Source organism: Pseudomonas sp. TE3911, assembly GCF_054062775.1.
Genome location: NZ_JBSSFP010000001.1, coordinates 2,188,552 through 2,212,554, shown reverse-complemented (window position 1 = coordinate 2,212,554; position 24,003 = coordinate 2,188,552). Strand labels below are relative to the sequence as shown.

Annotated in this window: 20 protein-coding genes and 2 pseudogenes; 9 read left to right on the top strand and 13 right to left on the bottom strand. The window is 53.7% G+C overall.

The annotated features are described in order from the left end of the window. Positions 1-351: 351 nt before the first annotated feature. Positions 352-1,434 (bottom strand): hypothetical protein, encoded by a 1,083-nt coding sequence (locus tag ACVWXD_RS10085; protein ID WP_457370961.1) that lies wholly within the window; start codon positions 1,432-1,434, stop codon positions 352-354. A 636-nt stretch (positions 1,435-2,070) separates the two neighbouring features. On the opposite strand from ACVWXD_RS10085, the gene ACVWXD_RS10080 reads away from it, so the two are divergent. From ACVWXD_RS10080 to ACVWXD_RS10065, 4 genes are all read left to right on the top strand, one after another. Then, positions 2,071-2,745, top strand: a complete 675-nt coding sequence (locus tag ACVWXD_RS10080) for a hypothetical protein (protein WP_457370960.1) — start codon at positions 2,071-2,073, stop codon at positions 2,743-2,745. Between the two features lie 346 nt (positions 2,746-3,091). After that, positions 3,092-4,780, top strand: a complete 1,689-nt coding sequence (locus ACVWXD_RS10075) for a hypothetical protein (RefSeq protein ID WP_457370959.1) — start codon at positions 3,092-3,094, stop codon at positions 4,778-4,780. Between the two features lie 4 nt (positions 4,781-4,784). Continuing rightward, positions 4,785-5,771 carry an ATP-binding protein gene (locus ACVWXD_RS10070; RefSeq protein ID WP_421560481.1) on the top strand — a complete coding sequence of 329 codons (987 nt, stop codon included), beginning with the start codon at positions 4,785-4,787 and terminating at the stop codon, positions 5,769-5,771. After that, entirely contained in the window at positions 5,768-7,174 is a 1,407-nt protein-coding gene (locus tag ACVWXD_RS10065) for a hypothetical protein (RefSeq protein WP_457370958.1), read from the top strand. The genes ACVWXD_RS10070 and ACVWXD_RS10065 overlap by 4 nt, the downstream gene beginning before the upstream one ends. A gap of 73 nt (positions 7,175-7,247) precedes the next feature. Here ACVWXD_RS10065 and ACVWXD_RS10060 read toward each other — a convergent pair. Together ACVWXD_RS10060 and ACVWXD_RS10055 are read right to left on the bottom strand one after the other, a co-directional pair. Beyond that, positions 7,248-7,490 (bottom strand): annotated as a pseudogene (locus tag ACVWXD_RS10060) (IS3 family transposase); the annotation flags it as partial. Between the two features lie 107 nt (positions 7,491-7,597). Next, positions 7,598-7,816: a hypothetical protein gene (locus ACVWXD_RS10055; RefSeq protein ID WP_421560483.1), complete on the bottom strand. Its 219-nt coding sequence runs from the start codon at positions 7,814-7,816 to the stop codon at positions 7,598-7,600. 408 nt (positions 7,817-8,224) lie between these two features. On the opposite strand from ACVWXD_RS10055, the gene ACVWXD_RS10050 reads away from it, so the two are divergent. From ACVWXD_RS10050 to ACVWXD_RS10035, 4 genes are read left to right on the top strand one after another with little or no spacing between them, the layout of a single operon-like run. Next, positions 8,225-9,724, top strand: coding sequence for an SAVED domain-containing protein (locus ACVWXD_RS10050; RefSeq protein ID WP_457370957.1), 1,500 nt, complete (start codon positions 8,225-8,227; stop codon positions 9,722-9,724). 4 nt (positions 9,725-9,728) lie between these two features. Then, positions 9,729-10,871 (top strand): SMODS domain-containing nucleotidyltransferase, encoded by a 1,143-nt coding sequence (locus ACVWXD_RS10045; RefSeq protein ID WP_457370956.1) that lies wholly within the window; start codon positions 9,729-9,731, stop codon positions 10,869-10,871. Further along, positions 10,868-12,661, top strand: a complete 1,794-nt coding sequence (locus ACVWXD_RS10040) for a HesA/MoeB/ThiF family protein (protein WP_457370955.1) — start codon at positions 10,868-10,870, stop codon at positions 12,659-12,661. The genes ACVWXD_RS10045 and ACVWXD_RS10040 overlap by 4 nt, the downstream gene beginning before the upstream one ends. Beyond that, positions 12,658-13,155 carry a Mov34/MPN/PAD-1 family protein gene (locus ACVWXD_RS10035; RefSeq protein WP_457370954.1) on the top strand — a complete coding sequence of 166 codons (498 nt, stop codon included), beginning with the start codon at positions 12,658-12,660 and terminating at the stop codon, positions 13,153-13,155. The genes ACVWXD_RS10040 and ACVWXD_RS10035 overlap by 4 nt, the downstream gene beginning before the upstream one ends. 269 nt (positions 13,156-13,424) lie before the next feature. Here ACVWXD_RS10035 and ACVWXD_RS10030 read toward each other — a convergent pair whose 3' ends face one another. Beyond that, the gene (locus ACVWXD_RS10030) at positions 13,425-14,621 is read right to left on the bottom strand and encodes a site-specific integrase (protein ID WP_457370953.1); all 1,197 of its coding nucleotides are present in this window, start codon (positions 14,619-14,621) and stop codon (positions 13,425-13,427) included. Between the two features lie 78 nt (positions 14,622-14,699). On the opposite strand from ACVWXD_RS10030, the pseudogene ACVWXD_RS10025 reads away from it, so the two are divergent. Further along, a pseudogene (locus ACVWXD_RS10025) lies at positions 14,700-15,575 on the top strand (DNA-binding protein). A 167-nt stretch (positions 15,576-15,742) separates the two neighbouring features. Here the strand turns inward: ACVWXD_RS10025 and ACVWXD_RS10020 are convergent. From ACVWXD_RS10020 to ACVWXD_RS09980, 9 genes are all read right to left on the bottom strand, one after another. Continuing rightward, positions 15,743-16,636: a LysR family transcriptional regulator gene (locus tag ACVWXD_RS10020; protein ID WP_457370952.1), complete on the bottom strand. Its 894-nt coding sequence runs from the start codon at positions 16,634-16,636 to the stop codon at positions 15,743-15,745. An 81-nt stretch (positions 16,637-16,717) separates the two neighbouring features. Further along, complete coding sequence (locus ACVWXD_RS10015) at positions 16,718-17,770, bottom strand: alpha/beta hydrolase (protein WP_457370951.1); 1,053 nt, start codon at positions 17,768-17,770, stop codon at positions 16,718-16,720. A gap of 49 nt (positions 17,771-17,819) precedes the next feature. Further along, positions 17,820-18,764, bottom strand: a complete 945-nt coding sequence (locus tag ACVWXD_RS10010; RefSeq protein ID WP_457371582.1) for an alpha/beta hydrolase — start codon at positions 18,762-18,764, stop codon at positions 17,820-17,822. Between the two features lie 121 nt (positions 18,765-18,885). Further along, on the bottom strand, positions 18,886-19,659 hold the full coding sequence (locus tag ACVWXD_RS10005) for a carboxymuconolactone decarboxylase family protein (RefSeq protein ID WP_457370950.1): 774 nt from the start codon (positions 19,657-19,659) through the stop codon (positions 18,886-18,888). Positions 19,660-19,887: 228 nt separating this feature from the next. Next, entirely contained in the window at positions 19,888-20,355 is a 468-nt protein-coding gene (locus ACVWXD_RS10000) for a (R)-mandelonitrile lyase (RefSeq protein ID WP_457370949.1), read from the bottom strand. A gap of 62 nt (positions 20,356-20,417) precedes the next feature. Continuing rightward, positions 20,418-21,410 carry an aldo/keto reductase gene (locus ACVWXD_RS09995; RefSeq protein ID WP_457370948.1) on the bottom strand — a complete coding sequence of 331 codons (993 nt, stop codon included), beginning with the start codon at positions 21,408-21,410 and terminating at the stop codon, positions 20,418-20,420. Positions 21,411-21,434: 24 nt separating this feature from the next. After that, complete coding sequence (locus ACVWXD_RS09990) at positions 21,435-22,025, bottom strand: flavodoxin (protein WP_457370947.1); 591 nt, start codon at positions 22,023-22,025, stop codon at positions 21,435-21,437. Further along, positions 22,022-23,011: an aldo/keto reductase gene (locus ACVWXD_RS09985; RefSeq protein WP_457370946.1), complete on the bottom strand. Its 990-nt coding sequence runs from the start codon at positions 23,009-23,011 to the stop codon at positions 22,022-22,024. The genes ACVWXD_RS09990 and ACVWXD_RS09985 overlap by 4 nt, the downstream gene beginning before the upstream one ends. 513 nt (positions 23,012-23,524) lie before the next feature. Beyond that, on the bottom strand, positions 23,525-23,839 hold the full coding sequence (locus ACVWXD_RS09980; RefSeq protein ID WP_029293943.1) for a hypothetical protein: 315 nt from the start codon (positions 23,837-23,839) through the stop codon (positions 23,525-23,527). Positions 23,840-24,003: the final 164 nt, after the last annotated feature.

Genomic DNA, 24,003 nt, shown 5'->3' with positions numbered 1-24,003 from the left:
ATGGTGCGTTCGATGGAAGCAATTATCGGAAGTGGTGTGATTTTGCGGGTTTTTTTGAGGAGTTATCCTGATGTGAATAAATGGGGATGGAAGTAATATTATGAACTCGTATTTTTTTGGGGGGAGGAGGAGAGTTTGGCAGTAGCAAGCGAGTCGGTGGCAGAGACGGTGGGCCGGGCGCACTTCAGGTCAATGGGGACCGTATGACCACTCTACAGGTAAACTAGTAATGAACTGGCAGTGAGTGACGCTGCGGATGTTCGTAGGCACTGAACTATAACGATGTTCAGGTTAGAGTTATTACATCCGGCAGGGTGCACAATAATGTGCACTACGATAAATCGCCGTTGTTCAGGTTGCTAGAGTTTTAAATGCCCCACTGGTGAGATGGCCGACCCATGAAGGACCCATAAAGCTGGTTATAGCTTTATGCCTGATTTTATTATGAGTATCGAAGTCATAAATGCGACTGCTTTCGTCAATGTCACTGATATAAGCGAAACGAGCGGAAAGAGCAAAAAAAATATTGAAGTCTTTTTTCAGATCCTGCGCCAGGAACACCTCCTTATAAATCTTTTCATTCGAGTGCATTATGCCTTTGGAGAGAATTCCTGCTTTCATAAAGGTGGTAGTAAATAGTGATATCAGTATGTAGTCTGAGGGGGCAAGGTCAACTATAAGGCCCTTCGGCAGGGCCAAGGGTAGGATCCATTTTATATAATGATTTAGCAAGTGTGACGCGATTCCAAGCTGGTGTAGCTCTGACGAGAGGTTCATCAATATATCATGGGCCGCATAGAACGCCTGAGAAGGTTCGGTGACTGTCAGTCTCCGGGAAGACCTGATGATCCAAGTAACGGCCGCTAGAGAGTCCAAACTTGGGGTTTTACAAAGAGATCGTCGGTGGTTACGGGACAGGTCTAGTTCAGATTGAAAATACTGGTTGTGCGCCTCGTTAGGGCAGATAATTTGCTGAATTTTTGGGTTCAACTGCCTAATGAATTCGGAATCTTCTGCCACAGTTTGATTATTGGGGTCACAGACTTTCCATAGAGGGTGTTCCAAAATACGCGCAGACCCTCGTGCTCGGCTATCAACATCACGCACCAGCTTTACATGTGGTTTATGAAGGCCGTCGCGATAGTTACGCCATTTATTTTTTTTCTGCTTCGTGCATCCGTCGGGTCCGATAGATATCGCACTAGGTTCAAAATATCGCTCGAGGCTGCCCGCCTTCATGGTACCGATGGAACGCCCCAGATATCCGTACCAACACAGAATGCTGAGTTTCCGCATAGGGGTAAACGTTGTGCAAATAGAGGCCTTCGACAAATTTCGCAATGCTATTGGAAAATCAATTTCAGTACATAAAACACTATTGCTATCAATAGGTTGATTTTCAAAGGGGGGGTAAAAAATTTTGTTTTCTTCCACTTTGACACACCCTCGCGGCTATGGTTTTCTTGCGTGACATCCCGGTATGAATCGTAACATGATGAAACTTACCAAAACTGAAGCGCTGGCGAAAAGAATCAATCGCAGTATTACGAAAAGTACGGCGTCGTTATAAGGACCAAGAATCAGTGGTGAAATCTCGGTATACCCCCACCCTAGGTCACTTAGGCAGGCTGCTAGTAGGAAACTCTTGAGGTTCCGTTATTCGAATTAACAAAACGAAGAGTTGGGTTTGAATTTTGCTCGGGGTGAGGCCCTTGGGATCGCGCCGCAGCGGTGTAGCTGACGTAATTTCTAAATAGTAGAAAATAAATACAATCAAACCAGGATAAGTAATAAATACAATTCCTGGGGTTGTACTCTGGTGCATTTGTCAATGCTGCTATAAGTAAGTGTTCTTGCTGCCGTGATTTTTGTTTCAACTTGCAATTTTTGGCAATCCAGTCGTGCTTGCCAACTAAACTGGTCGCTTGTTTCCATTTAGAGTGGCTTCAGATGCTGTTGTGAGTTATGAACAATCCACGAGCTTAGTCATCTGCCTGAAAAGCCAAAGCGATCAGTAAAACTTTCTTGTAATTAAATGTGGTCAGCTGAGTATGCGGCAGGAGTTAAAGAATGTCTTCACTGAAGTCTAAGCTGCGCGGAAAACTGTTGAAGTCACATGGTGAGCGAAAGAACTCAAAAAACCATATCTGGCTTTCTTACAGCTTAAAAAAAAGTGGAGATATTACGTTGGTGAGTAATAACGAATGCATTTATTGGGCCTCGGAGCTAGAGCCGAATCCATATATTAAGGACTTCCTTTTTGGGGTGGAGGTCGTAATCCAGTACCCCTGGGAAGAGACTGCACGTAAACGAGAAGTCATTCTTACCGAAACTCACACCGGGACTGCTGAGTTTCATCAGCTCATTTCAGGGATGACGGGCGAGCGGAGAGAAATGGTCACTGTTTTTGAGGGCGGTATCAGTGCCGGCGAAGTGCCTATTAATTTTTTTGATACTAAAAACGTAGCCGGCGCAGCAAGGCGCTCAGGTAATTGGCTAAAAGTTATATCTTTCGCTGCTCAAATTCGCGATGAATTATGCTTGGTCGAAACAAATTGGGTTAATTTGTTCTTACGGACCAACAGAGCTGGCGACGTACAGCAATTAATTATGAGTTCTATGGTGTACGATCAAATGAAAATTCTCGGCGTTTTCGCTCGGGCGGCTCTTATGGGGGATATTGAATTGGAGTTCGTGTCGAACGTCTTCGGCAGAAATACTAGGTGGACATTAAGAGGTGATTGATCCGTGCGTAGCAGGCGAGAGATACAAATTTCGATCCTTGAAACTCGGCCGTGGGTACCGGTTCACACCAGTAACATGACTGCTGAACAGCGTGATTTGTTTAATAGGCGAATGGCGGCGATTGACTTGTATCTGAACGGAGATCCGGTTGAGATTATTGCCGATCTCACAAGGATCAGGCCTTCAGAGCTTACCCGGCTCATAGCCAGATGTGGGGGTACTGCGTCAGATGGTACTGTCTGGGGGTTCAGGGCTCTCATTCCAGGTTTCAGGATAAAGGCTTATGAGCGCACGTCGGTGCTAAAAAAAACCCATCCCTGGCACTAGGTCTGGCTATGCTGGAGTTTTGAATCAGACCCTTTCAAAGTATCCAGATCTTTACGATAAACTGGTCAATAAGATACTGAAGACGAGAGCTAAAGATCAGCCCCCCGGAACTGTATTTGAGTACAAGATTGCTCCGAAGAAGCTCGGCAAAATATTCAGGGACAGTTTGAGGGAGCTAGGAGCAACCGACGCCGAGTGGCCATTCAATACGAGATACCAAGGACAACGCAGTATTTCAGCCTTCATGAAGGAAATCATCCACCTGAATGCAGACCAGCAGGTGAGGGTATACGGCGACAGTGCTGCGCGTGCGCATTTGTCAGTTGGCACTGGCAGAGAGGCGTCTCTCAGGTTCGATGAGGTATACGACGCTTGGGAAATTGACAGCCATAAGATTGATGCGCAGTTTGTGGTCGGAGTACGCAATGCAGACAGTTTGCTGTCTTACTTCACGGTAAAAAGAATAAATCTGCTCGCGTTAGTCGATAGAGGTTCAAAAGCTGCTATATGGTTTTTGATTGTATATGGCCCTGAGGTGACTGCGAGTGATGTTGTGAGGCTGATTACGCGAAGCCTAGGCGCTACGCTTCCAGCGCCAACGAGCAATAAGTTGAATATGTTCATCCAAGGTGAGGCTGGTTATCCAAGCGAGCGGTTCGCTGAGTTGACACATGCTCTTCCCGCGGTGCTGATGGCAGACAACGCGCTGTGTAACTTATCAGCTAAAGTATCTACCGTGCTGCGGCGGGAATCGGGCTTCGCACTTAACTATGGTCCTCCAGGTCACTTTGAAAGCAGACCAAATATAGAGCGAACATTTGAAGGGGTTACGCAGGCAATCTTCCAACGATTTCCTAGCACTACTGGCTCTAGTCCAACCAAAGGACGTGCACGGGATGCAGAAAAAGTCGCAAAAACATATAAAATCGAATCCGACATCGTGGAGGAACTGGCTTACCATCACTTCGCTCAATATAACGCCACGCCTAACGAGGGATTAGGTTTTTTAACGCCTTTAGAATTTATCCAGCAAAAGCTTAGAATGGATAATGGTAACTTTCTTGTCCGCCGACTACTGGCTGATAAGATGGAGGATAAAATGACTTACAAGGTAAAAATAGCCTGCAAAGTTATTTACTACCCAAAAAAAGGAATGAGGCCATACATCACCATCGACCGGGTGCGGTATTCAAACGCATTGTTGAGAGAGTCCAGCTGGCTCGCAAAAGAGACCCTGACCGTCCTCCTAGATGAAGAAGATATGCGAGTCGTAGAGGCATATTTGCCAAATGGTGAGTCGCTAGGGCACCTCATGGCGGCTGGTAAGTGGGCCAAGACAAAACATAGCCGCAAGACTCGGCAACAGATCAATTCGTTGCTGGCTGACAAAATCGCAACCATCCAGGAAATGCAAGATCCGGTTGAGTATTATTTGAATTATCTTAATAAACAGTTGTTAGCGCCGGAGGCTGGAGCAGATAAGCGAGATAGCAAGAAAACCAGTTGCGAGTTCAATCGTTTGAAGCATGAGATTAAGGATGACTTGCATCTTAGCTTCGCGGTGGGAGCGGGGGCATTAGATGACGAAAAAATAGCGACAGAAGATATCTCAGAGCCCCAGCCCGTTGCTTCGTCAACCAGCGATCCAATCAAGTCCCTGATGAAAAAAGAAATGCCGGATTTCAGAAAGCTTCTGAGCAAGGGGTAGTTCAATGATGATTTTTTTTGATCCCGCCAACATCGATCAGCGTAATTCCATGATTGACGGGCATCCGGTCGTTGAGGCTAAAGTTAAGGCGATTACAAACACCATACAAGGTGTTTACGCAAGGGTGCGTGAAAGTGTTTGGTTAGGACATCCGAGCATTTGTTTCGACGGACCACCCCGCATGGGGAAGACGGCATCTGCATCCATGGTAAGATTTTTACTCGAGCAGGAGTTTCCTAAAAAATATGCGATCCATATTTCGTGCGATATGAGCGAGGACGATACGATTGTTAATACATTGGTTAATGCAACTGGGCTACTCCCAAAGTATAGGGAGAGCCAATCCAAACTACGTAATAGACTGATAAAGCACTTAGAATGTGAAATCTTGGCCCGTGGCGGAGCGCATTTTGTGCTCATTTTAGATGAATTGCAAAGCCTTACACTTTCGCAGTTTAAGGTGCTCCAGATGATTCAAAACCATTTTAAGTTATCGGAAATAACGCTCACCTCAGTCGGATTTGCACAACCTGATATCGCCAATCGGATAAGCGCATTTCGGCTCGCAGGGGAAGATGCGATTGTTGCGAGATTTCTTAGTCAGCGGGTCAGGTTTCAGGGTTGCGATAGTGCTACATGGCTCAACGAACTTCTTCAGGATTATGATACCACCTTGATCTATCCGCCGGAGTCGGGATGCTCTTATACTAACTTTTTCGTACCTTTGGCATTTGCTAGCGGTTTTCGACTAAGTAACTACGCTAGTTCCATTTATGCAGCTGTCCGGCAAGCGGTGACTGATGCCGCCGCCGCGCGAGTGCCCATTCCAACTGAACATCTCTTTCGCGCCCTCCAGAACCTACTGATCAGAGCGTCAGCTAATGACAGCACTAATTTCAAAATTCGGATTGAGGATATCAAAGAGGCCATTGATCGCTCAATGATGGCGGAATTTGTGCAATCTTCCTCAAGGCCAGGGGCAAGCAAATGAAATATGTCCTGACTTTTCCACGTCACGTCTACCTCTACGAATCAGCGTGGGGGATGCAAGTCCGACTTCTGCTCATTAACGACATTAATCTTGTGCAGTATTACAGACTGGTCGGATCGACTGCTTCAGGAACATCCTTGCATCGAGTAAATTGGTTTTGCAGCAAACAGTTTAACCTAGCTTCATTTAGCTATGCTCTAGGTATTTCTGAAAAGGCAGCCAGTACGGCTTTCGTCGATCTTGCTTTTGGTTCACCAAAAAATCATGCGCTCAGTGAAGTTCGACACTGCTCTATGTGCATCGAACAGTTATTTCACTCGACTTGGTTTTTTTTTCCTTGGCTTGAGAAGTGTCCAATTCATAGCCTGACGCTGCAACCCTGCAAGTCATGCAGTAATGCGTTGACCCCCACAGGCGTCGCTAGACTTCAGTCGGACGAGTACTTTTGCGAGCATTTGAAACTGTACCGAGGCGAGAAATTCCCGCAACCCAAACTCGATCATGTGTCAGCGCTGCGGTGGGATCAGTGGAATCAGAAAATTACATCTTGGATCAATAAAGTCATGCAAGTTTCTGGACTTCATTTACTGGAGATTGCACGTAACTCGGCGGCTCATTGGTCATCTAGGCCGTTATTTATCTATTGGAGATACCTTGAGAACTTGGTAGGAGAATCGTCGATTGATATAGGTTTTCCGAAGGTGGCAGTAGCGAGGGTTCGTATGCTGCATATGTTAAACGACGCAGATAGTTCCGAAAATTTAGTCGCTTGTGCGAAGTCCCTCAGACGTCATGTCTTTAATCTGTACGTCAAAAAGCACAAGCGATGTCATAACCTGATAAAGCGGTTCGGTGTCAGTAGTTGCTCGTCACTTGTTGGCGAGCGGCGTTGTAGTTGCGTTCTTGGTTACTACACTTGGCTCGTAACTTTTTTGAATTTATACACGATGGCTGACTTAAATAGTCCTAAAATCAATCCTTATTCCCCGGGGCGGGAGTTCTACAGGAATACAGTGGGGCTGGACCTCCGTACGTTTTTGTTACGCGGATGGATATCGTTTCATGCGGCGTGGTCCGCCGTGGAATTTTGTACCGACAATTTCTCGGGCGCTAATAGTATTAGGGTGCATATCCGAATTGAGCGGGGGGCGGAATTTTTCAGGCCTCCCTATTCTTTCTTCCTGCGGAAACCTGATTCCGATATCGAAGATGGTTATTATATATCACACGTGTCGTTGGCGGCCCGAAGTAAAAAACGGTGCTGTTTTCGAGGAACTAAAGAAATGATCCATAGCGGCGCGCCAAATGATATAGGCTACGCGAATCTCAGGCGGGAAGAGTTTTTATTTCTTTACTTTACCAGTGCTGTCGGCCGGTCAAAGTCTGAAACGGTCTATATCTGAAAATTCTTATTCTAGCATGAGCGCTGCCCCGTATGTAGTGATCAACTAATTAATAATACGAAGTTAAGTTTTCCTAGGCCCGCGCCACCGCCCACCCATAGTTGAATTGGTGAGGCCAAATCCAGTTGTAACGATGCCTCAAGAAGCGGCTGACATCGCGCAGTGCTTCCTGCGCAGATCGATAGCCCAAGGTCGGTATCCATTCTGTTTTCTAGCTGCGGAGTACCCGCTCTATTGGTGCGTTATCGCCTCAGTTTCCTCGTTGACTCATGCTCTGGCGCATATGGTATCGCCACAACCGCTGGCGAAATAGCCGTCCTTACATCTCAAATGATCAGATCCAGCGACTCGAGTGATAGATTGAGGGTGGATTTTGCAGAATCATTTCGGTAGCTGCAAGGGGCGCCGGGGGTTAGGTGAGGTCTATAATTGGCGTAGGCGCATAATTGCATTTGTGATGGCTCGTGCATTCTTATCCAGCGTGTCCATGGCCCCGACTGCGTTAGCGGCGACACTTTCAACTCCGTTCTCTGAGATCCATTTGGTCACTTCTTCGAGGGCCGCCGCTAACGCGTGCTGGTTGTGCAGTAACAGTGTGAGAGCGTCCGCTGTGGCTATGTTCGCTTCAGAGTTATTTGGCATGGGATCGTCCTGAGTGACTGGTGTGGGAAGACTAGCTGACTTCTCCGCTGGCTGGAGCCATGTGTCCAGATTCGCTAACATAATGATATTAAAATGAATTGACGGCCTATTTGCAGTCTACCAGCCATTCGCAACGTATGAATCCGCCCTTGGCAACTATGACCGCCAGCCATCGGTCAACTTCTGCCGGTTACGACCAAATGCAACGGGTCGTTCTCTGACTGTCATGGCCACGTAGCTTGCTGGTCAAATCCGATGAAGATGGTTGGTCAGATCGAACGCAAATGCATGGGCAAGTCTATGCAATTACCTAACAAAGCAATTAGCGATCGAGAACGTGCAATCCGGCTTGATTATAAAACGTAGAAGCGATAGCGTTTTGCCGGTACGCCACTTAGGGAATTGAGCATGGCCAACTCGGTATCGGCTGGATGGCACGGACATGACTACCAAGCGCGCTTCTTCTGGGTACACGCATCCGCCTTAAGGGATCCGGATCAGTCACACGTGATCGAGGTTTCGTATGAGGCGGACGGTCCCAAAGCGTTCGACGACGTAATCATCCGCTATGACCCTCCTCGAGTCAGCAGCGGGCCCACGCGCATTTCAGTGGACTATCATCAGATCAAATTCCATGTCACGGGCGCCGGTCGTTTCGGCTATTCCGATCTCATAGACCCCGCCTTTATCGGCGCCGAATCCGTATCCCTATTAGAACGATTGAAGCAAGCCAAAGAGAACGCTCCTGATCGTTCGGCATTCCACCTCGTCACGATTGATAGCGTCAAAGACGACGATCCTCTGAGTGAGATTATTTCGGCTGTAGACCACTCCCTACGACTGGATAAACTCTGGGAGGGTAAAACCGACCGCAGCAGAATGGGCAAAGTACGAAAGCTATGGCGCGAACATCTCAAGCTCTCGTCGGACGACGAGTTAAAGAAAATATTGATGGGCCTCCACATCGCTACAGCGCAGCGCTCTTTGGAACAGTTACGGCAGGAGGTAAACCTTCGCTTCCGCGTCGTTGGTCTGATCGGTTGCTATGACACCTCAGAGTTTCGCTTCGATGCTGCGGCTCGTGCACTAAAGAGCAAAGGTCTTTACCAGTTTACCCGTGAGCAATTCGACACGCTTTGTAAAGTTGAAGGCTGGCTACGCGCCGATCCACCTGAAGACTTCCTCAACGTGGCCCTGCGCTCATTCACCGATGGGCCAACGGACCGAATAGATGCTCTCCCGGAAAATACTCTCTCGCTTCTGCAGCACTTCGACGGTCGCCACCTTAAGCCCGGGGCAGACTGGACCTCGGCTGTCCAGCCATTAGTCGAGTCCTTCTTAGCGCGAGTAAAGCAGTCTGACCGACGCATTCGACTATTCTTGGATGTTCATACCTCTATCGCATTTCTGGCAGGCCGATGCCTCGGGTTGAAGTCAGGTCTGAACGTTGAGCTTGTCCAAAAGGGGCGCTCAGGGACGACCGTTTGGCGAGCAGATGATGGAAAAGACAAGGGCACAGCCAATGTGACTGTTGAACAACTGCATGATGGCCCAGACATCGCGCTCGTATTGAGCTTTTCAAGAGATGCCATGGATGATGTGCGGGATTATGTGATTACCAAGCAAACAAGCATCGGAAGGATTTTAAACATTACCCCCCCGGGCGGCGCCGGCCAAGGCTCTGTGGCTGGTGGAGCCCATGCTGCCCGCCTTGCGGATGACGTGGCCAATGCAGTGGCGAAAGCCCGAATTCCGTTTGGAGCCAATGTGCATGTCTTCAGCGCGGCCCCGAATGCTGTAAATTTTTTCGTGGGTCAACATGCTGAATCCATGGGTTTCTGCATCTTCTACGAATTTGATTTCAACCGACGCATCGACGGCTCCTATCACCCCACCTTCAAGGTCTAAGGACATGGAACTCAAACCTCAGTTTGCGGAGTTTCTCACCAGCATCCGGCCAACGGCCTCACAGCAGGAAGATTGGAAGGTAGGATCGAAGACCTTGCGGAGCCGCCTCGAGGCCGATGTGGATCTCAAGGATATCGTAGTTGCCACCTTTCTACAGGGCAGCGTCCGCAGGTCGACCGCCATCCGTCCTTTGGGTGAGAAACGGCCGGACGTCGACATCGTCGTTGTGACTAACCTCGACTACAACCGCCTCACGCCGAAAGAGGCCATGGACCTTTTCGAGCCGTTCTTGGAACGTTACTACAAGGGCAAATGGCGACCGCAAGGACGCTCTTTCGGAATCGAGCTTTCGTATGTGGATCTAGACCTAGTAATAACAGCCCTCCCAATTGATGGCTCCGGCCACCGTCTTATGGAGCAGCTGTATCGTTCACAAGCGGTACTGACTACCAACTCGCTTGAAGAAGAGGGTAGTTGGCGATTGAACCGCAGTTGGGCACCGCCAAGCGGATTGCTCGGGAATGCAGCACCACTTCAAGACGCCCCAATTGACGAATGGAAGCCCCATCCGCTGTTTCTTCCTGACCGTGATGCCGGAGAATGGGGGCGCACTCACCCCCTGGCTCAGATTCAATGGACAGCTGCAAAAAATCGAGCGTGTAACGGTCACTACGTAAATTTGGTTCGAACGGTCAAGTGGTGGCGTCAGGATAACGCAGACAGGCTTCCTAAGTACCCGAAGGGCTACCCACTGGAGCACATGATCGGGCATGTCCTGGCCGAAGGAACCAGCTCCATGGCAACAGGCTTGGTCCAAGCATTGGAGCGTTTCAGAGATACCTGGTACACCTATGACCTACTCAACGTAGTACCTACGCTTGCGGACCATGGCGTCCCCGAACATAACGTTCTAGCACGTCTGCCGGTTGAGGATTTCAAGGCTTTCTATAAGGCGGTGTGTGAAGCAGCCAAGGTTGCACGGGAAGCATTGGATAGCACAGACGCTAAGGAGAGCGGACAACTCTGGCGGAATCTGCTGGGAAGCAAATTCCCGTTGCCTGGGCCTCAGGGTGGTGACAGATCGAGTGGCGGATTCACGGCCCCAACTCAGCCTGCCAAGCCTGAAAAAACTGAGCGATTCGCTTGACGGCTCTTCAATCGGTGACGCCCCAAGTTTTGCTGTCCGTTGTCGATGCCATCAACAACGATGCACGCACCTACACTGACAGCAGTTGGGTTCAGCATTCAGAAGAAGAATGGTCGCTCAGGTTCACTGCATGTCTTTCGGTACCTGAGACCGACTTTATGCCTCTCGAGTCGGTTTGGCACCTAGTGGTCTGGGCAACTTTGAATGGGGAGGTTGCACACGTTTATCCTGACGCTACCCATGGCATCAGCGCTACTTTTCCACATCAGGATTGCAACGGTGAAGTAGCCCCCGCACGTGCTTGGAGACTCGGAAAACCGTGTCTAGAAAAGCCCGTTGACGTTTTCAATCGTAGCAACTGGTCGGACGAACCCCGAGACTTAGCTGAACGCTTACTCTGGTTGCTGCAGCGATTACTAGTCTGGATTGACGCGGCGGCTACTGACGCACTCCTCGTAGCAGGAGACCCACTTGAGCTGCCAGTCCTGCCTAAACAATCGCTATTTCCTCTATTGGCATTTCGTGAACTCGCTGCCGAGCTGCCACATTGGTTAAGTCGTCAAGCGACTTGGGGCTATGCAAGCACTGCTCGCCTTCAAGGAACCAGCAACACACGGTTCATAAAGAGTTTCGACCAAAGCGATGGTGAAATCATCAGGTCCTTGGAATGGTCATCCTCAATGCGAACCAAAGGACGTGTATCGGATGCCGTATGGATCGTCCTGCCTGAGATTCCGATCCTACATCCCTGGCAAGTGCCTTCGACCTGGTCGGAGCTGAGCCAGCGACTGGCAGCGGACCAAGTCAATCTGAAACAGATACTTGTTGAAATTGGTGCGGCCGCTAGAAAGAGCCCTCGTACAGATCCACCCCGGATTCTGCTCCTGGGGTTCCCGATCGCCGAGCGATTCGGAGTTGCTCCATCCCGATTACATTGGCTCTCTGTTAACTGCCCCGATCTCGCCAGCAAAACGACGTTGAGAAATGGTTTTAGGGCATGCGAGCGCAACCACCGCCAGTGGGACGCCGAGATTGCAACATCCATGCAGCCCTTGGCTTGGCTTCGAACAGCCAACTGGGCACCGGACCAACTACGAACGCGAGGCGCTGCGGAGAACGAAATCTGCAAGCGCCGGATTCTGCTGATTGGGGCAGGCTCACTCGGGAGCGCAGTTGCAGAAAACCTCCTTCGCATGGGCGTTTGCGAAATGGGCATTTTGGATTTCGACTGGCTGATGATGGGCAATCTCAGCCGCCATACGCTCTCCATGCCAAGTGTAGGCCACAAGAAAGCCACCGCCTTGGCAGATCACCTAAATCAATGTATGCCAGACGCTAAAGTGAGACCGTTCGATACCGTATTTCCTCCGCGAAACGAACAACTCAAGCAAGCGGTCAAAAGCTATGACGTGATCATTGACTGCACGGGAGACGACGAAGTATTGGATGCACTTGCTTTGTTCAATTGGCAGAGTGAAAAGCTGTTTGTGAGCCTGGCCATGACTTGGCGAGCGGAGGGGCTGTTTGCCTATGCGGCTTCCGAAACGAGCTTTCCGGCCGTAGATGCCAAAGCTCAATTCGCCGACTCGCCAAGCCCGGCGCTCAACGAGGCAGATGCACAGATTGAAGGCATTGGATGCTGGCATGCCGTCTTTCCAGCGACCGCCGACGATGTGCATCTTTGGGGGGCGATTGGTACCAAATTCATACGTAGGGCGATTCTGAATCCGGGACGACGCTACGAATATTTTCAACAGATGTCAGATGGTACAGTCGAGCGCAGAAAATGAAGACGTCCACTCCGCTCTACTTCACATGTCCTGATACTCAGTACGCTGTGAACCTTGAGCTCGCGGCCTGGAGCACTATGGTAAATGACTGCATCAAGGCAGGTACAAACGAAACAGGCGGCATCTTGATCGGTCGGTACACGAGTGACCAATCTCTCGCTCTAATCACAGAGATTACATCGTGTCCTAAGGACTCGATTTTCAGCACTACAACCTTCCAACGCGGAGCTGTTGGACTGAAAGAGATACTCGCCTCCCGTTGGAAAGAAGGATTTCATTACGTAGGTGAATGGCACTTCCATCCGGGAGGTTCACCGGAACCGAGTGGCCCCGACATACGTGCTATGCGATCCATTGCTGCCAATTCAAATTACTCATGCCGTGAGCCGATCCTAATCATTCTAGGAGGGCAGCCACCAGAAAAAGTCACGCTAAGTGTCACCGTTTTCCCGAGTAAGGATCCAAGCGTCAGATTAAATCCAACGCATCCTTAAACGTAGGTGAGTGATTGCGCAGGCTTCCCCACCCACTTGGCATTAGACCTGACCGGTCATTTGCATCGGATTTGATTTACACAAATCGTGACCATGACCGGCAGAGAACGACCCATAGTGGTCGGCGGCGCCAGGCAATAAAATGGCCAAAAACAGTCGCTGGTAGGTCTAGATTTTAATAAGATGAGAAGGGCGGAGCGGTTGCATCCGTCCACATTTAGAATACGAGGGATGAAAGTCCGCAGCCAACGGAGCACGGAAGTTTGTGACTAGCTAGGTTGCACGGAAGGAGAGCCCATACGCACTCCGGATAACATAGAATTTTCGGTATCCTCGTTTGCACCAACGTGTAGGCCCTCCGGGGTCCCGTGATCATCAATTGGTGACGATTTGAGTAAGGTCGTGGCTCGACTTTCGAGTAGTGCACCGGCTTGGAAGTAGCCCATTACGCTACTCACACTTCGATGTTCAGTCATCGCCATCACTTCACCCAGAGGCACTCCCTGACGGCCGGCCTCGGTCACAAACCCTGAACGCAAGCTGTGTGCCGCCCAATCCCCATTCAAGCCCGCCAGCACTGCACGACGCTTAACAATCCGCGCTACCTGGTCGGCCGACAAACCTCTTGCTCCGACCTTATCACCTTTATGCATGCGCCGAAACAAGGGCCCTGACTCTGCGGGCGCAGCCTTTAGCCAATCCGTTAGCGCCTCGGCCGCAGGTCCGCGGAGTGGTTTTTCCCGACGAATCCCGCCGGTATCGGTTTTGGTCACACCCAGTGCATATAGCCAGGTGTCGGTATCCAGCTGGCGTACATCGCTAATTTGTAAATTCACCACCTCGGAACGCCGTCGGCCACCGCCGCTCCAAGCCAGCAGGAGGAGGGCTCGGTCTCGCTGACCGCGAAGACCATCGGTGCAGGTGGCCAGCAGTGCGTGTAGAGGCTCAAGTACGATGGCGGTCTTCTTACGCACCGATAGCCCCTGACGTGACTGCGCCTTGCGTGCCTCGCGTAGCAAGCTCTTGAGCGCCGGTGCATCGGTGGGGCTATCCCAGCTATTCAGTCGATGCCATTTGCCCAGTACCGAAAGTCGATGACTGACGGTGTTGTAGGCCAGCACACCCGGCTTGGCTTTGACCTTTGCGCGGATAAGCGCAGCATCAATGGATGCTGGCAATAAATGCACCCATCTGCCGTCGTCCGTCGGACGGGCGAGGTGATCAACCACAAACTGGACCGCCACTGCGGCGGGCAATGGCGCATCGCTTAGCGCGTGTCCGTAGCGCAGTTGTAACCACGCCGACCAATAGGCGAGGGCGCTGCGATAGCTACGCACAGTGTTATCCGCCGTGCCGGCGGCAATGAAAGCTGCAGCTGCTTCCTGTGCGTTGAGCGTCAGAAAATGCAGGTCCAACGGCGTTTCGTCGACCTGCGAAATCTCGTTCGTAATATTTAGTACGTTCAACGTATTTTAAATCCATATTTTGAAAGATAAGGTCGGATAACATTCTATTATCAGACCTAATATAGCCCGAGGTGAACCATGGCGGTAGGCGTGCCGGAAAATGATGTGTTTGCGGCCGCGGACGCGGTGTTGGCGCGCGGTGAGCGGCCGACGGTCGAACGCGTACGCCTGCATCTGGGGCGCGGGAGCCCGGCCCGGGTTGGCGGACTACTCGATCAATGGTGGGCACGCCTGGCCGAACGGCTGAGCGGTGAGAATCGCTTGCCGACATTACCCGGTGAAGTGTCACAGGCCTTTGTTGCCGTGTGGCAACAGGCGCTCCATCTGGCAAAAAGCGTTGCTGAGCAGGCACTGTCCGAACAACGTCAGGTCATGGCTGCCGAACGCGAGCGCGTCGCCTCCGTCGAGGATCAGGTGCGTCAAGACGCCGCGCTCGCTCGGCAACATACGATGGCCGCGCAGACGGCACAGCAAGTTAGCGAGACTCGCTTAGCGGATCTGGAGCTGCTTCTTGAAGAGCGCACGAAACAGGCTGAGGAATTGCAGCGGCAGCGTAATGTACTGTTGCGTGATGGGCATGATATCCAACAGCAAAACCACGCGCTTCAGCAGGATCTTCAGGCGTTGCGACAGAAACATGAAAAGGATCGAACCGCTCAGGAAACCTATCTGCGTTCAGTTGAGGATCGGACCTAACGCGAGATTGATCGCGCCTGGGAGGAGGTCAAAACCGCGGTAATCCAGTTAAAGGCAGCCAGCCGAAACAACGATGAGTTGCAACGAAAGCTGGAGTCGTCCCAGAGCGAGCTCAGCCAAGCTCAGCAGCGCACCGCGGCTCAGTTGGCGCGGTCAGAAACGCTGGAGCAGCAGTTGATTCTGATACGCAAGGTGCCTGATACAAAGGGTAAGCCAAGAGCCCGAAAAAACTTGGCGTCAACCGACGCCAAAGTCTAAAAGCGCTTCTGTTCACAGATGGCAGGTAACAGCCAATAGCTGCCATTCATAATCAACAGTAAGCCACCCATTGCAGCCGGTCGCGCCCGACGCAGTCGATCAAAATCATCTGCTCATTCACGGTTTGAGGGGGCGGGGAAAATTCAGACGCCTTGAAAGTCGATGACTCAGCTCTTGTAGAGTAGCGCCTCAACTACAACGCCAAACGCTGACGAATGTTCACGGCGATTGGGGTAGTAGAGATGGTAACCTGCAAAGGGTTGACACCAATCTTCCAACACCCGTACAAGGCTACCGTCGGCAAGCTCCTTGGCCACCATGTCCTCCGGCAGGAAACCCAAGCCACATCCCGCTACGGCCGCACGCAAAATTGGCACGCTGCTGTTGAATGTCCATTGGCCTTCGACGCGGGCCTTGAGTTCGTGGCCATCCTTTTCGAAATCCCATTGCATCAGGCTGCCGTGAGTCGGCAGGCGCAAGTTGATGCAGTTGTGCTCCGCCAAATCTCCCGGTTCCATCGGGTAAGGCCGATGCTGGAAATACTGCGGTGAGCCGACAACGGCGATGCGTAGCGATGGTCCGATCGGCACGGCGATCATGTCCTTGGCCACCTGATCGCCCAGTCGGACACCAGCGTTATAGCGCTGCGCGACGATGTCGGCGAGGGCGTAATCGACGGTGATTTCGACCTTGATGTCCGGGTAGTCGGGCAGCACCTTTAGCAGCTTCGGCCAGAGAATATTGTTCGCTGCATGCTCGGACGCCTGAATCCGCACATTGCCGGCCGGGGTGTCGCGAAACTCGCTGACTGCCGCCAGTTCCAGTTCAATTTCTTCAAAGCGCGGCGCCATCGCTTGATACAGGCGTTGGCCCGCCTCCGTTGGTGAAACACTGCGCGTAGTCCGCGTCAGCAAGCGCACGCCCAGCCGGGTTTCCAGTGCCCGCAAAGTGTGGCTCAGCGCTGACTGCGAAACGCCCAGTTGCGCAGCAGCACGGGTAAAACTGCCTTCGCGGGTGATGACCACGAAGGCTTGCAGGTCGTTGAGATTGGGGCGGGACATTGATGAGAACCTCTCATGAGGAGCGCGTGATTATTCCATGAAAGCAGGTCGCGCACGTATGCGCGACCCTCGGCGCGCTGATCACAGGGTGCGTGCGTAAAAATCCGTCAGTTTGCCGATCGCCGCATCGACATAACGCGGCACCCAATAGGTTTCGATATGCGTGGCGCCGTCAAGGATGAACACTTCCTTGTCGGTGGTGCCGGTGGCTTTGGGGAACGCATCCTGAGTCATGTACAGGCTGTCGGCCTTGCTGCCGGCGATCATCAGCAACGGTTGATTGATCAGCTCGATATGGTCGGTGGCGTCAAAACGCATCAGGTCGAGGAGGCTGCTGGTGGTGTATTTGAAGGTCGAGTTGGGGTGCGCGTGGGTCTTCCAGTAATACTCGTAACCTTGGCGATAGAGTTCGAACGGCAACTTGGCGATTTGCTCATCCGTCAGGTTGGCATCTCCGGAATACAACACCGCGCCACCGGCCGCTTCCTGTGCACGGGCCGCCGAAGCCTGTTGCAGACGTTGCCCAATACTGTCCATCTGCGAGTCGTTGTAGCCCTTGCGGCGAACCCGACCCGAGTTGAACATGCTCACCGTCGCCAGCGATTTGAAGCGTTTGTCGGTTTGCGCCGCCGCCAACGAATAACCACCGCCGCCACAGATGCCGAGCAGGCCCAGACGCTTGTTATCGACGCCGGTAAACTGACTGATAAAGTCGGCCATGCCGTGGATGTCTTCGATGCGATACGCCGGTTTATCGATGCTGCGCGGCTGACCACCGCTGGCGCCCTGATACTCCGAATCGGCCGTGATGGTGATGTAGCCCTGTTCGGCCAGGCGCTGTGCATACAGACCGGCGACTTGCTCTTTCACGCCACCATTTGGATGCGCAACCACCACGGTCGGGTAGGTCTTTTTCGCATCGTAATTGGCCGGGGTGTAAACGTTGGCGGCGATGTTCAGACCATTCAGCGTGTAGCTGACCGGGTGGATGTTGACCTTGCCCGCTTCGTTCTTGCTGATCGCGCCGTCGTAGGCGAGGGTGAACGGGTTCTTTTTGTAGTCGGCGGCCAAGGCTTCGTCGCCCGAGAGGCCGACCAGTGCCGACATGAACGTGGCTTTGAGGGTGTTTTTCACGTGAAGCTCCTGAGCAATAAAAAGGGCGGCAGTTCAAACGAAGGGCGGGTCAGTCCAGCTGTTTTTCTTTGAGGAATTCCGCCACCAGGTCAGCGATCTGCACGTTGTTCAGATCCGACATGGGGAAGTGGGTGTTGCCGTGGATGCGAATCTCCGGCAGATGGATCAGGCGCACATCGCCGCCGTGGCGATTGACCGCATCACGCCACAGGCGGGCCATCTTCAGGCGCGCGCGCCAACTGTCCTGCGCGGGCAGGTCGACGGCCTGTTCAGGGATGTTGTCGCCGTAGAGGATCAGAATCGGAATGCGCGTCAGCGCCATGAATTGCGGCATCGGCACCGCTGCGCCTTGCACGGTGTCGAACGCGCTGGGGATCGGCGCCGGCACTTCACCTTCGGCAAACACGAAGCTGCTGCCCGGTTCGAACGCCACGATAGCCTTGACCTTGTCGTTCTTGATCGCCGTCAACCAGCCCGGCCCGCCACCTTGCGAATGGGTGAACAAAATCCCCGGGCCGATTTTGTCGAACAGCGCCGACACGCCATCAGAGACCACGCCCATGTCGAACGGTCCGGTGTTCGGCGTCATCGCGCGGAAAAACTGCTCGCGGGTCTGGGCGTCCTGTGCCACTTGCACGCCGTTGAAGTAGCGGGGCCACAGGCCGATGCGGAACTGGTTGAACCACAGTTGTTCGTCCGGCACCGGTTTGATTGTGGTCTCGACCATGCTGCGCCCGGCGTCGCCACGCCGTGGTTGATCGATCAGATAAACGCCGTAATGGCGACGCAGAAAAATGTTCTGAAAACCTTCGCGGCCATCGGCGGTGGTTTCCCAAGTCTTGGAAAACTGACCCGCACCGTGCCACATGACGATGGGCAGTTTTCGCGCGTCCACCGGGATCTGGTAGAAGGCGTAGGCGTGGTCGCCATGGTAAGTCTGGCCATTGGGCGTCATCGGTTGGCGGGGGTTGAAGGTGCCCGGTGCCGTGGTCATCGTTCCGCCGGCGGCGAAGCTGCCTTGCTTCTGAATCAGTAACGGGCCATCGGGTTGGTTTGCGCACGCCGCCAACAGGCTCAACAACGTGACGCTCAGCCAATGCTTTGCAGTTTTCATGTTATTTCCCCGAGGCAGCGAGGGCCTGTGTCAGCGCGGCGTTGGCCCGCTCAGCTGTCTGCGCATCGTCGTGTTTTTTCAGCAGTTCAGTGACCTCGCGCAACTGTGCCGCGCTGAGCCCGACGCGCAGGCTCGCCGCCATGTGCGAGCGCAATTGCGATTCCACGCCCGGCGTCGCTGCCAGCGCGCCGACGGTCGCCAGTTCGCGGCTTTGCCAGTCGAGGTTGTCGCGCTCGAAGATATCGCCGAACAGGTGGGTTTGCAGAAACTGGTTGGCCACCGGCGCGAACTCGAACACCGGGCCTTTGACCGGAGCGCCCGAGATCTTCGTTTGATTCGCGGTGCCGGCGGCCAGCAGCTCATCACCGGTGGGAATCGCCCGGCTCGGCTCACGCCCCGGCGCATCTTCGATGCCGCGTTGTTTGCGCGCCTGCACCACGGTCATCAGCTCGTTCAAGGCGTTGAGGCTGCGCGGGAAACCGACGTAGGCGTAAAGCTGCACGAGAATTTCCCGGGTTTCGCTGATGCTCAGCCCAGCATCGAGTCCTTGGTTGAGCGCTGCGTTGAGCTTGGGCATGTCGCTGGTCGCCATGAACGCGGCGATCAGTGGAATGGTTTGTTGTTTACTCGACAGGGTTGCTGCGCTGACTGGCGTGCTGCTCATGGTTTGCGATGCCTCGGCTGCTTGAGTGGTAATGCTGAACATCGCCCCGAAGCTCAGGCAGAGCGCCATGAGTGCGGGGAGTGCAGTGCGGTTGCGTGGGTCAGTGGTCATCGTGAAAGGCTCCGTCCATTGCAGGTCACTGCGGTGTCGCTGGATCGTACGGAGGATGGTTGGGGCGATTAACCCCGAAAATGCGCATGGAGTCCTGAGCAGAACTCATGAATCAGCTCGGCGCTAAACGCTGAAATCCTGACGCGGCCCCGCTGGTGTGGGGCCTTGACGTCGTTAGCCGATTTTTTGCGAAAGTGCCGGCGGGAAGTCTCGACACATTCCGTAACTTCATTGGTCAGCGTATTGCGCTTCTGAAACCTGTTCTGCCCAAGTGACAGTCTTGCCGTCCTCGGCTTCCGCGATGGCGATGTGGGTCATGCCGTTGCTGGCGGAGGCACCATGCCAATGGCGGGTGTGCGGCGGGATCCAGACAATGTCGCCCGGGCGAATCTCCTGACGCGGGCCACCTTCTTGCTGCACATAGCCGACACCAGCGGTGACGATCAGCGTTTGGCCCAGTGGATGGGTATGCCACGCCGTGCGTGCGCCCGGATCGAAGGTCACTGTGCCGCCGCCGATGCGCGCCGGCGGTTCGCCCTTGAACAGGCCATCAACGCGCACCGTGCCGGTAAAATTTTGCGCCGCGCCCTTGACCGAGGGCTGCGAGCCGTTTGGCGTGATTCGGATTTCGCCAGCGGCCTGGGACTCTGCCGCCATCAGTGAAAAAGCAACGAGTGGCGCAATCAATCGGTTCATTGGATTGGTTCTCCGGTCAGACAGGGAAAGCGACGCCGCACATGGCGCCGCGTTGGGCAGACTCAGAGTCCGGTCATTTTCAGTGCCGACTCCGGCAGACGTTCACCGTGCACTTGAATCTGCGCCATCTGCTCGTTGATCACGCGCAGATCGTCGCCGGTCAATTGCAGCTCGACCGCGCCCAGGTTTTCTTCCAGGCGATGCTGTTTGGTCGTGCCCGGGATCGGCACAATCCACGGTTTCTGTGCGAGCAACCAGGCCAGCGCCACTTGCGCCGGCGTGGCGTGTTTGCGTTGCGCGACGGCTTTCACCACATCGACCAACGCCAGATTGGCCCTGCGCGCTTCAGGGGAAAAGCGCGGGACGAAATTGCGGAAATCGCTCGCTTCGAACTGCGTGTGCTCGTCGATCTGACCGGTGAGGAAACCGGCGCCCAGCGGGCTGAACGGTACGAAGCCGATTCCCAGTTCTTCCAGCACGGTTAGCAGTTCCAGTTCCGGGCCACGCCAGAACAGCGAATATTCGCTCTGCACCGCCGTGACCGGTTGCACCGCGTGGGCCCGGCGAATGGTTTCCACACCCGCTTCAGAAAGGCCGAAATGCTTGACCTTGCCCTCGGCGATCAGATCCTTGACGGTGCCGGCCACGTCTTCGATGGGTACCTGGGGATCAACGCGGTGCTGATAAAACAGGTCGATGCAATCGGTACGCAGACGCTTCAACGACGCTTCGGCCACGGCGCGTATATGCTCCGGGCGGCTGTTGGTGCCGCCGCCACGTGCGCCGGTGATCAGGTCGATATCGAAGCCGAACTTGGTGGCGATGACGACCTGCTCGCGGATCGGCTGCAAGGCCTCGCCAAGCAGCTCTTCATTGGCGAACGGGCCGTACGCTTCGGCGGTGTCGAACAAGGTGACGCCTTGCTCGTGGGCCGAGCGAATCAGCTTGATCATGCTGGCGTGGTCGGCTGCCGGCCCGTAGGCCGACGTCATGCTCATGCAGCCAAGACCCAATGCGGACACTTCCAGGCCATTGCCCAACGTGCGGATTTTCATGAAGTTACTCCGTACAAAATTCGATTAATGCGTGAGAGGGTGATCGTTCAGCCAGCCGTTCACGCGCTCCATGGTTTTGCGTTCCTGCTCGCCCTCCATCACAAAACCCTCCAGCACTTTGGCCTTCGGCGCATGCTTGACCAGCACACTGCGGCTGTTGCCCAGGCCATATCCACCATGGGTGTTGAAGGGGATGAGGGTCTTGCCGGTCAGGTCGTGGGCGCTGAGGAATGCGCGCACGATCGGTGGCGCGGTTTCGCCCCAGATCGGAAAACCCAGATAGATCGTGTCGTAGTCGCTGAGGGCGTGAACCCTGTTTTGCAGCTCGGGTTCGAAGCCGGTGTCGCGCTCCTGGCGTGCCTGCTCCACGGTTTGCAGATAGTCCTCGGGGTAGGCGTGGGCCGGGCGAATCTCGAACAGATCGGCACCCAGTCCACGCTGGATCAGCCCGGCGACCACGCGGGTATTGCCCGAGCGCGAGAAGTACGCGACCAGAATCCGCGAGCCTGAGCGCGGTGTTTCACTGGCGCTTTGCGTGTCGGCGAGCGACAGCATTGGGGCGCTGGCCAGTGCCGCGATAACGGTGCGCCGCAGCGGATCGTGATCGTGGCTCATCGGCCGACGCGCGCCTTGAGTGCCTCGGGATAACGCTCGCCTTCGATGCGAATCTGCGCCAGCGCCGTATCAATGGCCTTGAGTTCGACGGCGTCGAGCGTGATGTCCGCGCCGCCGAGGTTTTCTTCCAGGCGATGCAGTTTGGTCGTCCCCGGAATCGGTACGATCCACGGTGCCTGCGCGAGTAGCCAGGCCAAAGCGATCTGCGCCGGTGTGGCTTGTTTCTGCGCGGCGATCTGACGAATCAACACGACGAGTCCCTGATTGGCTTGCAGCGCGGACTGGCTGAAACGCGGGACGATGCTGCGGAAGTCATCGCTGCCGTAAGTGGCCTCGGCCGACACTGTGCCGGTGAGAAAACCTTTGCCCAATGGGCTGAACGGCACGAAGCCGATGCCCAGTTCCCAAAGGGTGGGTAGGATTTCCTGCTCGGGCTCGCGCCACCACAGCGAGTATTCGCTCTGCAGCGCCGTGACTGGTTGCACTGCATGCGCTCGGCGAATGGTTTGCGCTCCGGCCTCCGAAAGACCGAAGTGCTTGACCTTGCCTTCGCCAATCAGATCTTTCACCGCACCGGCGACGTCCTCGATCGGCACGTCCGGGTCGACGCGGTGCTGGTAGAGCAAATCGATGTAATCGGTTTTCAGTCGGCGCAACGAACCCTCGACGGCTATTCGAATACGTTCGGGACGGCTGTCCAGAGTCTGCTTTGTATTGTCGGCGCCGACGGCGAAGCCGAATTTTGTAGCGATCACGACCTGGTCGCGAACTGGCGCCAGCGCCTCGCCGACTACTTGCTCATTGATATAGGGGCCGTAGAATTCGGCGGTATCGAAGAACGTGACGCCTCGTTCAACGGCTGAGCGGATCAGTGCGATGGCTTGTTCGGTATCCGTGGCTGGGCCATAGCCATGGCTCAGACCCATGCAGCCAAGGCCGAGGGCGGATACTTCGAGTGAACTGTTGCCGAGTGTGCGTTTGTGCATGTTGATCTCCCGTTGGGCGTGGGGAGAACAGTAAGCGCGCTAACGACTGAGGACTAGACGGGTAAATCGGCAAGGCTTCATGAGGTTTGCTCATCAGTTCCAGAAAAGGCTAGGTGGCGACTGTCGAATGAAGGCCTGCCTCACGGTAGGCCATCACCGCCCGTACACAAAAAATCTGACACTCTCTTGATCGTCCGCTTTTGGCCGAAAGCAGTCTGTCGTACAAGCTTACATTGAGCATCGTTTGGCTTGCTTAACGGGACCGTAAACTCTGGGCTTAGAGGCGCGCTGATCAAGAGGTGATTGCTTAGGGATTGCTACGGGAGCTGGTGCACAGTGCTTTGCATGCAGGGCTTGTGGGAGGTTTGGGGAGTACTGCGTCCAATCCATCACCGATAAAGCTGGTGATTTTGCGCCTGACTGGCAGCAATCGACCCATAGCTGCCTCTCAGCAGCTAGCAGGTGAAGTTCACTGATAGGAGGCGAGAGCACATCCGACATCAAGCATATTTTTCAATATGCCTCGCCTTCATCGCCTTCAACACTGGCTGCAAGTGCTTTCGCAATTTCCTTGGCCTTTAAGATCGCTGCATCACTGTAGACGAAGGAAATCATCCCCCTGCGATAGTCAAAGAAATACTGCTGCTGTGTTAGTGGAGAGGTCCAAGTTGCTGAATTCTTCCCGCTGAAAACAATGGTCTCACCCGTGACAGGATTCCTGCGAGTTAACTCGTTTTCTAGCTTCAATGATGGGTCACTGGCGCAAAGTAATCGCCATTCTTCAAGAGCTATTTCCGTCGATCTGACAATGTGAATTTCGTATGCCAAAGTTGTGCCAGCTCCTGACTTTTAGCTGCATGAAGGCTTTGTGAGACACCGGAATGTCGGCGACGTCGAGGCTAACGACCGACGGCATATGTGTCCAGTGACTCCTGCTAGATGTTTTTTGCCCGTTGCCACCGTTATCTGCCTGATGCCTAAGGCGGCTAGTC

Bases quoted from the DNA above. Each gene is read 5' to 3' on its own strand.
- ACVWXD_RS10080 (WP_457370960.1), top strand. From the start codon at position 2,071: ATGTCTTCACTGAAGTCTAAGCTGCGCGGAAAACTGTTGAAGTCACAT.
- ACVWXD_RS10070 (WP_421560481.1), top strand. From the start codon at position 4,785: ATGATGATTTTTTTTGATCCCGCCAACATCGATCAGCGTAATTCCATG.
- ACVWXD_RS10065 (WP_457370958.1), top strand. From the start codon at position 5,768: ATGAAATATGTCCTGACTTTTCCACGTCACGTCTACCTCTACGAATCA.
- ACVWXD_RS10055 (WP_421560483.1), bottom strand. From the start codon at position 7,816: ATGCCAAATAACTCTGAAGCGAACATAGCCACAGCGGACGCTCTCACA.
- ACVWXD_RS10050 (WP_457370957.1), top strand. From the start codon at position 8,225: ATGGCCAACTCGGTATCGGCTGGATGGCACGGACATGACTACCAAGCG.
- ACVWXD_RS10045 (WP_457370956.1), top strand. From the start codon at position 9,729: ATGGAACTCAAACCTCAGTTTGCGGAGTTTCTCACCAGCATCCGGCCA.
- ACVWXD_RS10035 (WP_457370954.1), top strand. From the start codon at position 12,658: ATGAAGACGTCCACTCCGCTCTACTTCACATGTCCTGATACTCAGTAC.
- ACVWXD_RS10020 (WP_457370952.1), bottom strand. From the start codon at position 16,636: ATGTCCCGCCCCAATCTCAACGACCTGCAAGCCTTCGTGGTCATCACC.
- ACVWXD_RS10010 (WP_457371582.1), bottom strand. From the start codon at position 18,764: ATGACCACGGCACCGGGCACCTTCAACCCCCGCCAACCGATGACGCCC.
- ACVWXD_RS10005 (WP_457370950.1), bottom strand. From the start codon at position 19,659: ATGACCACTGACCCACGCAACCGCACTGCACTCCCCGCACTCATGGCG.
- ACVWXD_RS10000 (WP_457370949.1), bottom strand. From the start codon at position 20,355: ATGAACCGATTGATTGCGCCACTCGTTGCTTTTTCACTGATGGCGGCA.
- ACVWXD_RS09995 (WP_457370948.1), bottom strand. From the start codon at position 21,410: ATGAAAATCCGCACGTTGGGCAATGGCCTGGAAGTGTCCGCATTGGGT.
- ACVWXD_RS09990 (WP_457370947.1), bottom strand. From the start codon at position 22,025: ATGAGCCACGATCACGATCCGCTGCGGCGCACCGTTATCGCGGCACTG.
- ACVWXD_RS09985 (WP_457370946.1), bottom strand. From the start codon at position 23,011: ATGCACAAACGCACACTCGGCAACAGTTCACTCGAAGTATCCGCCCTC.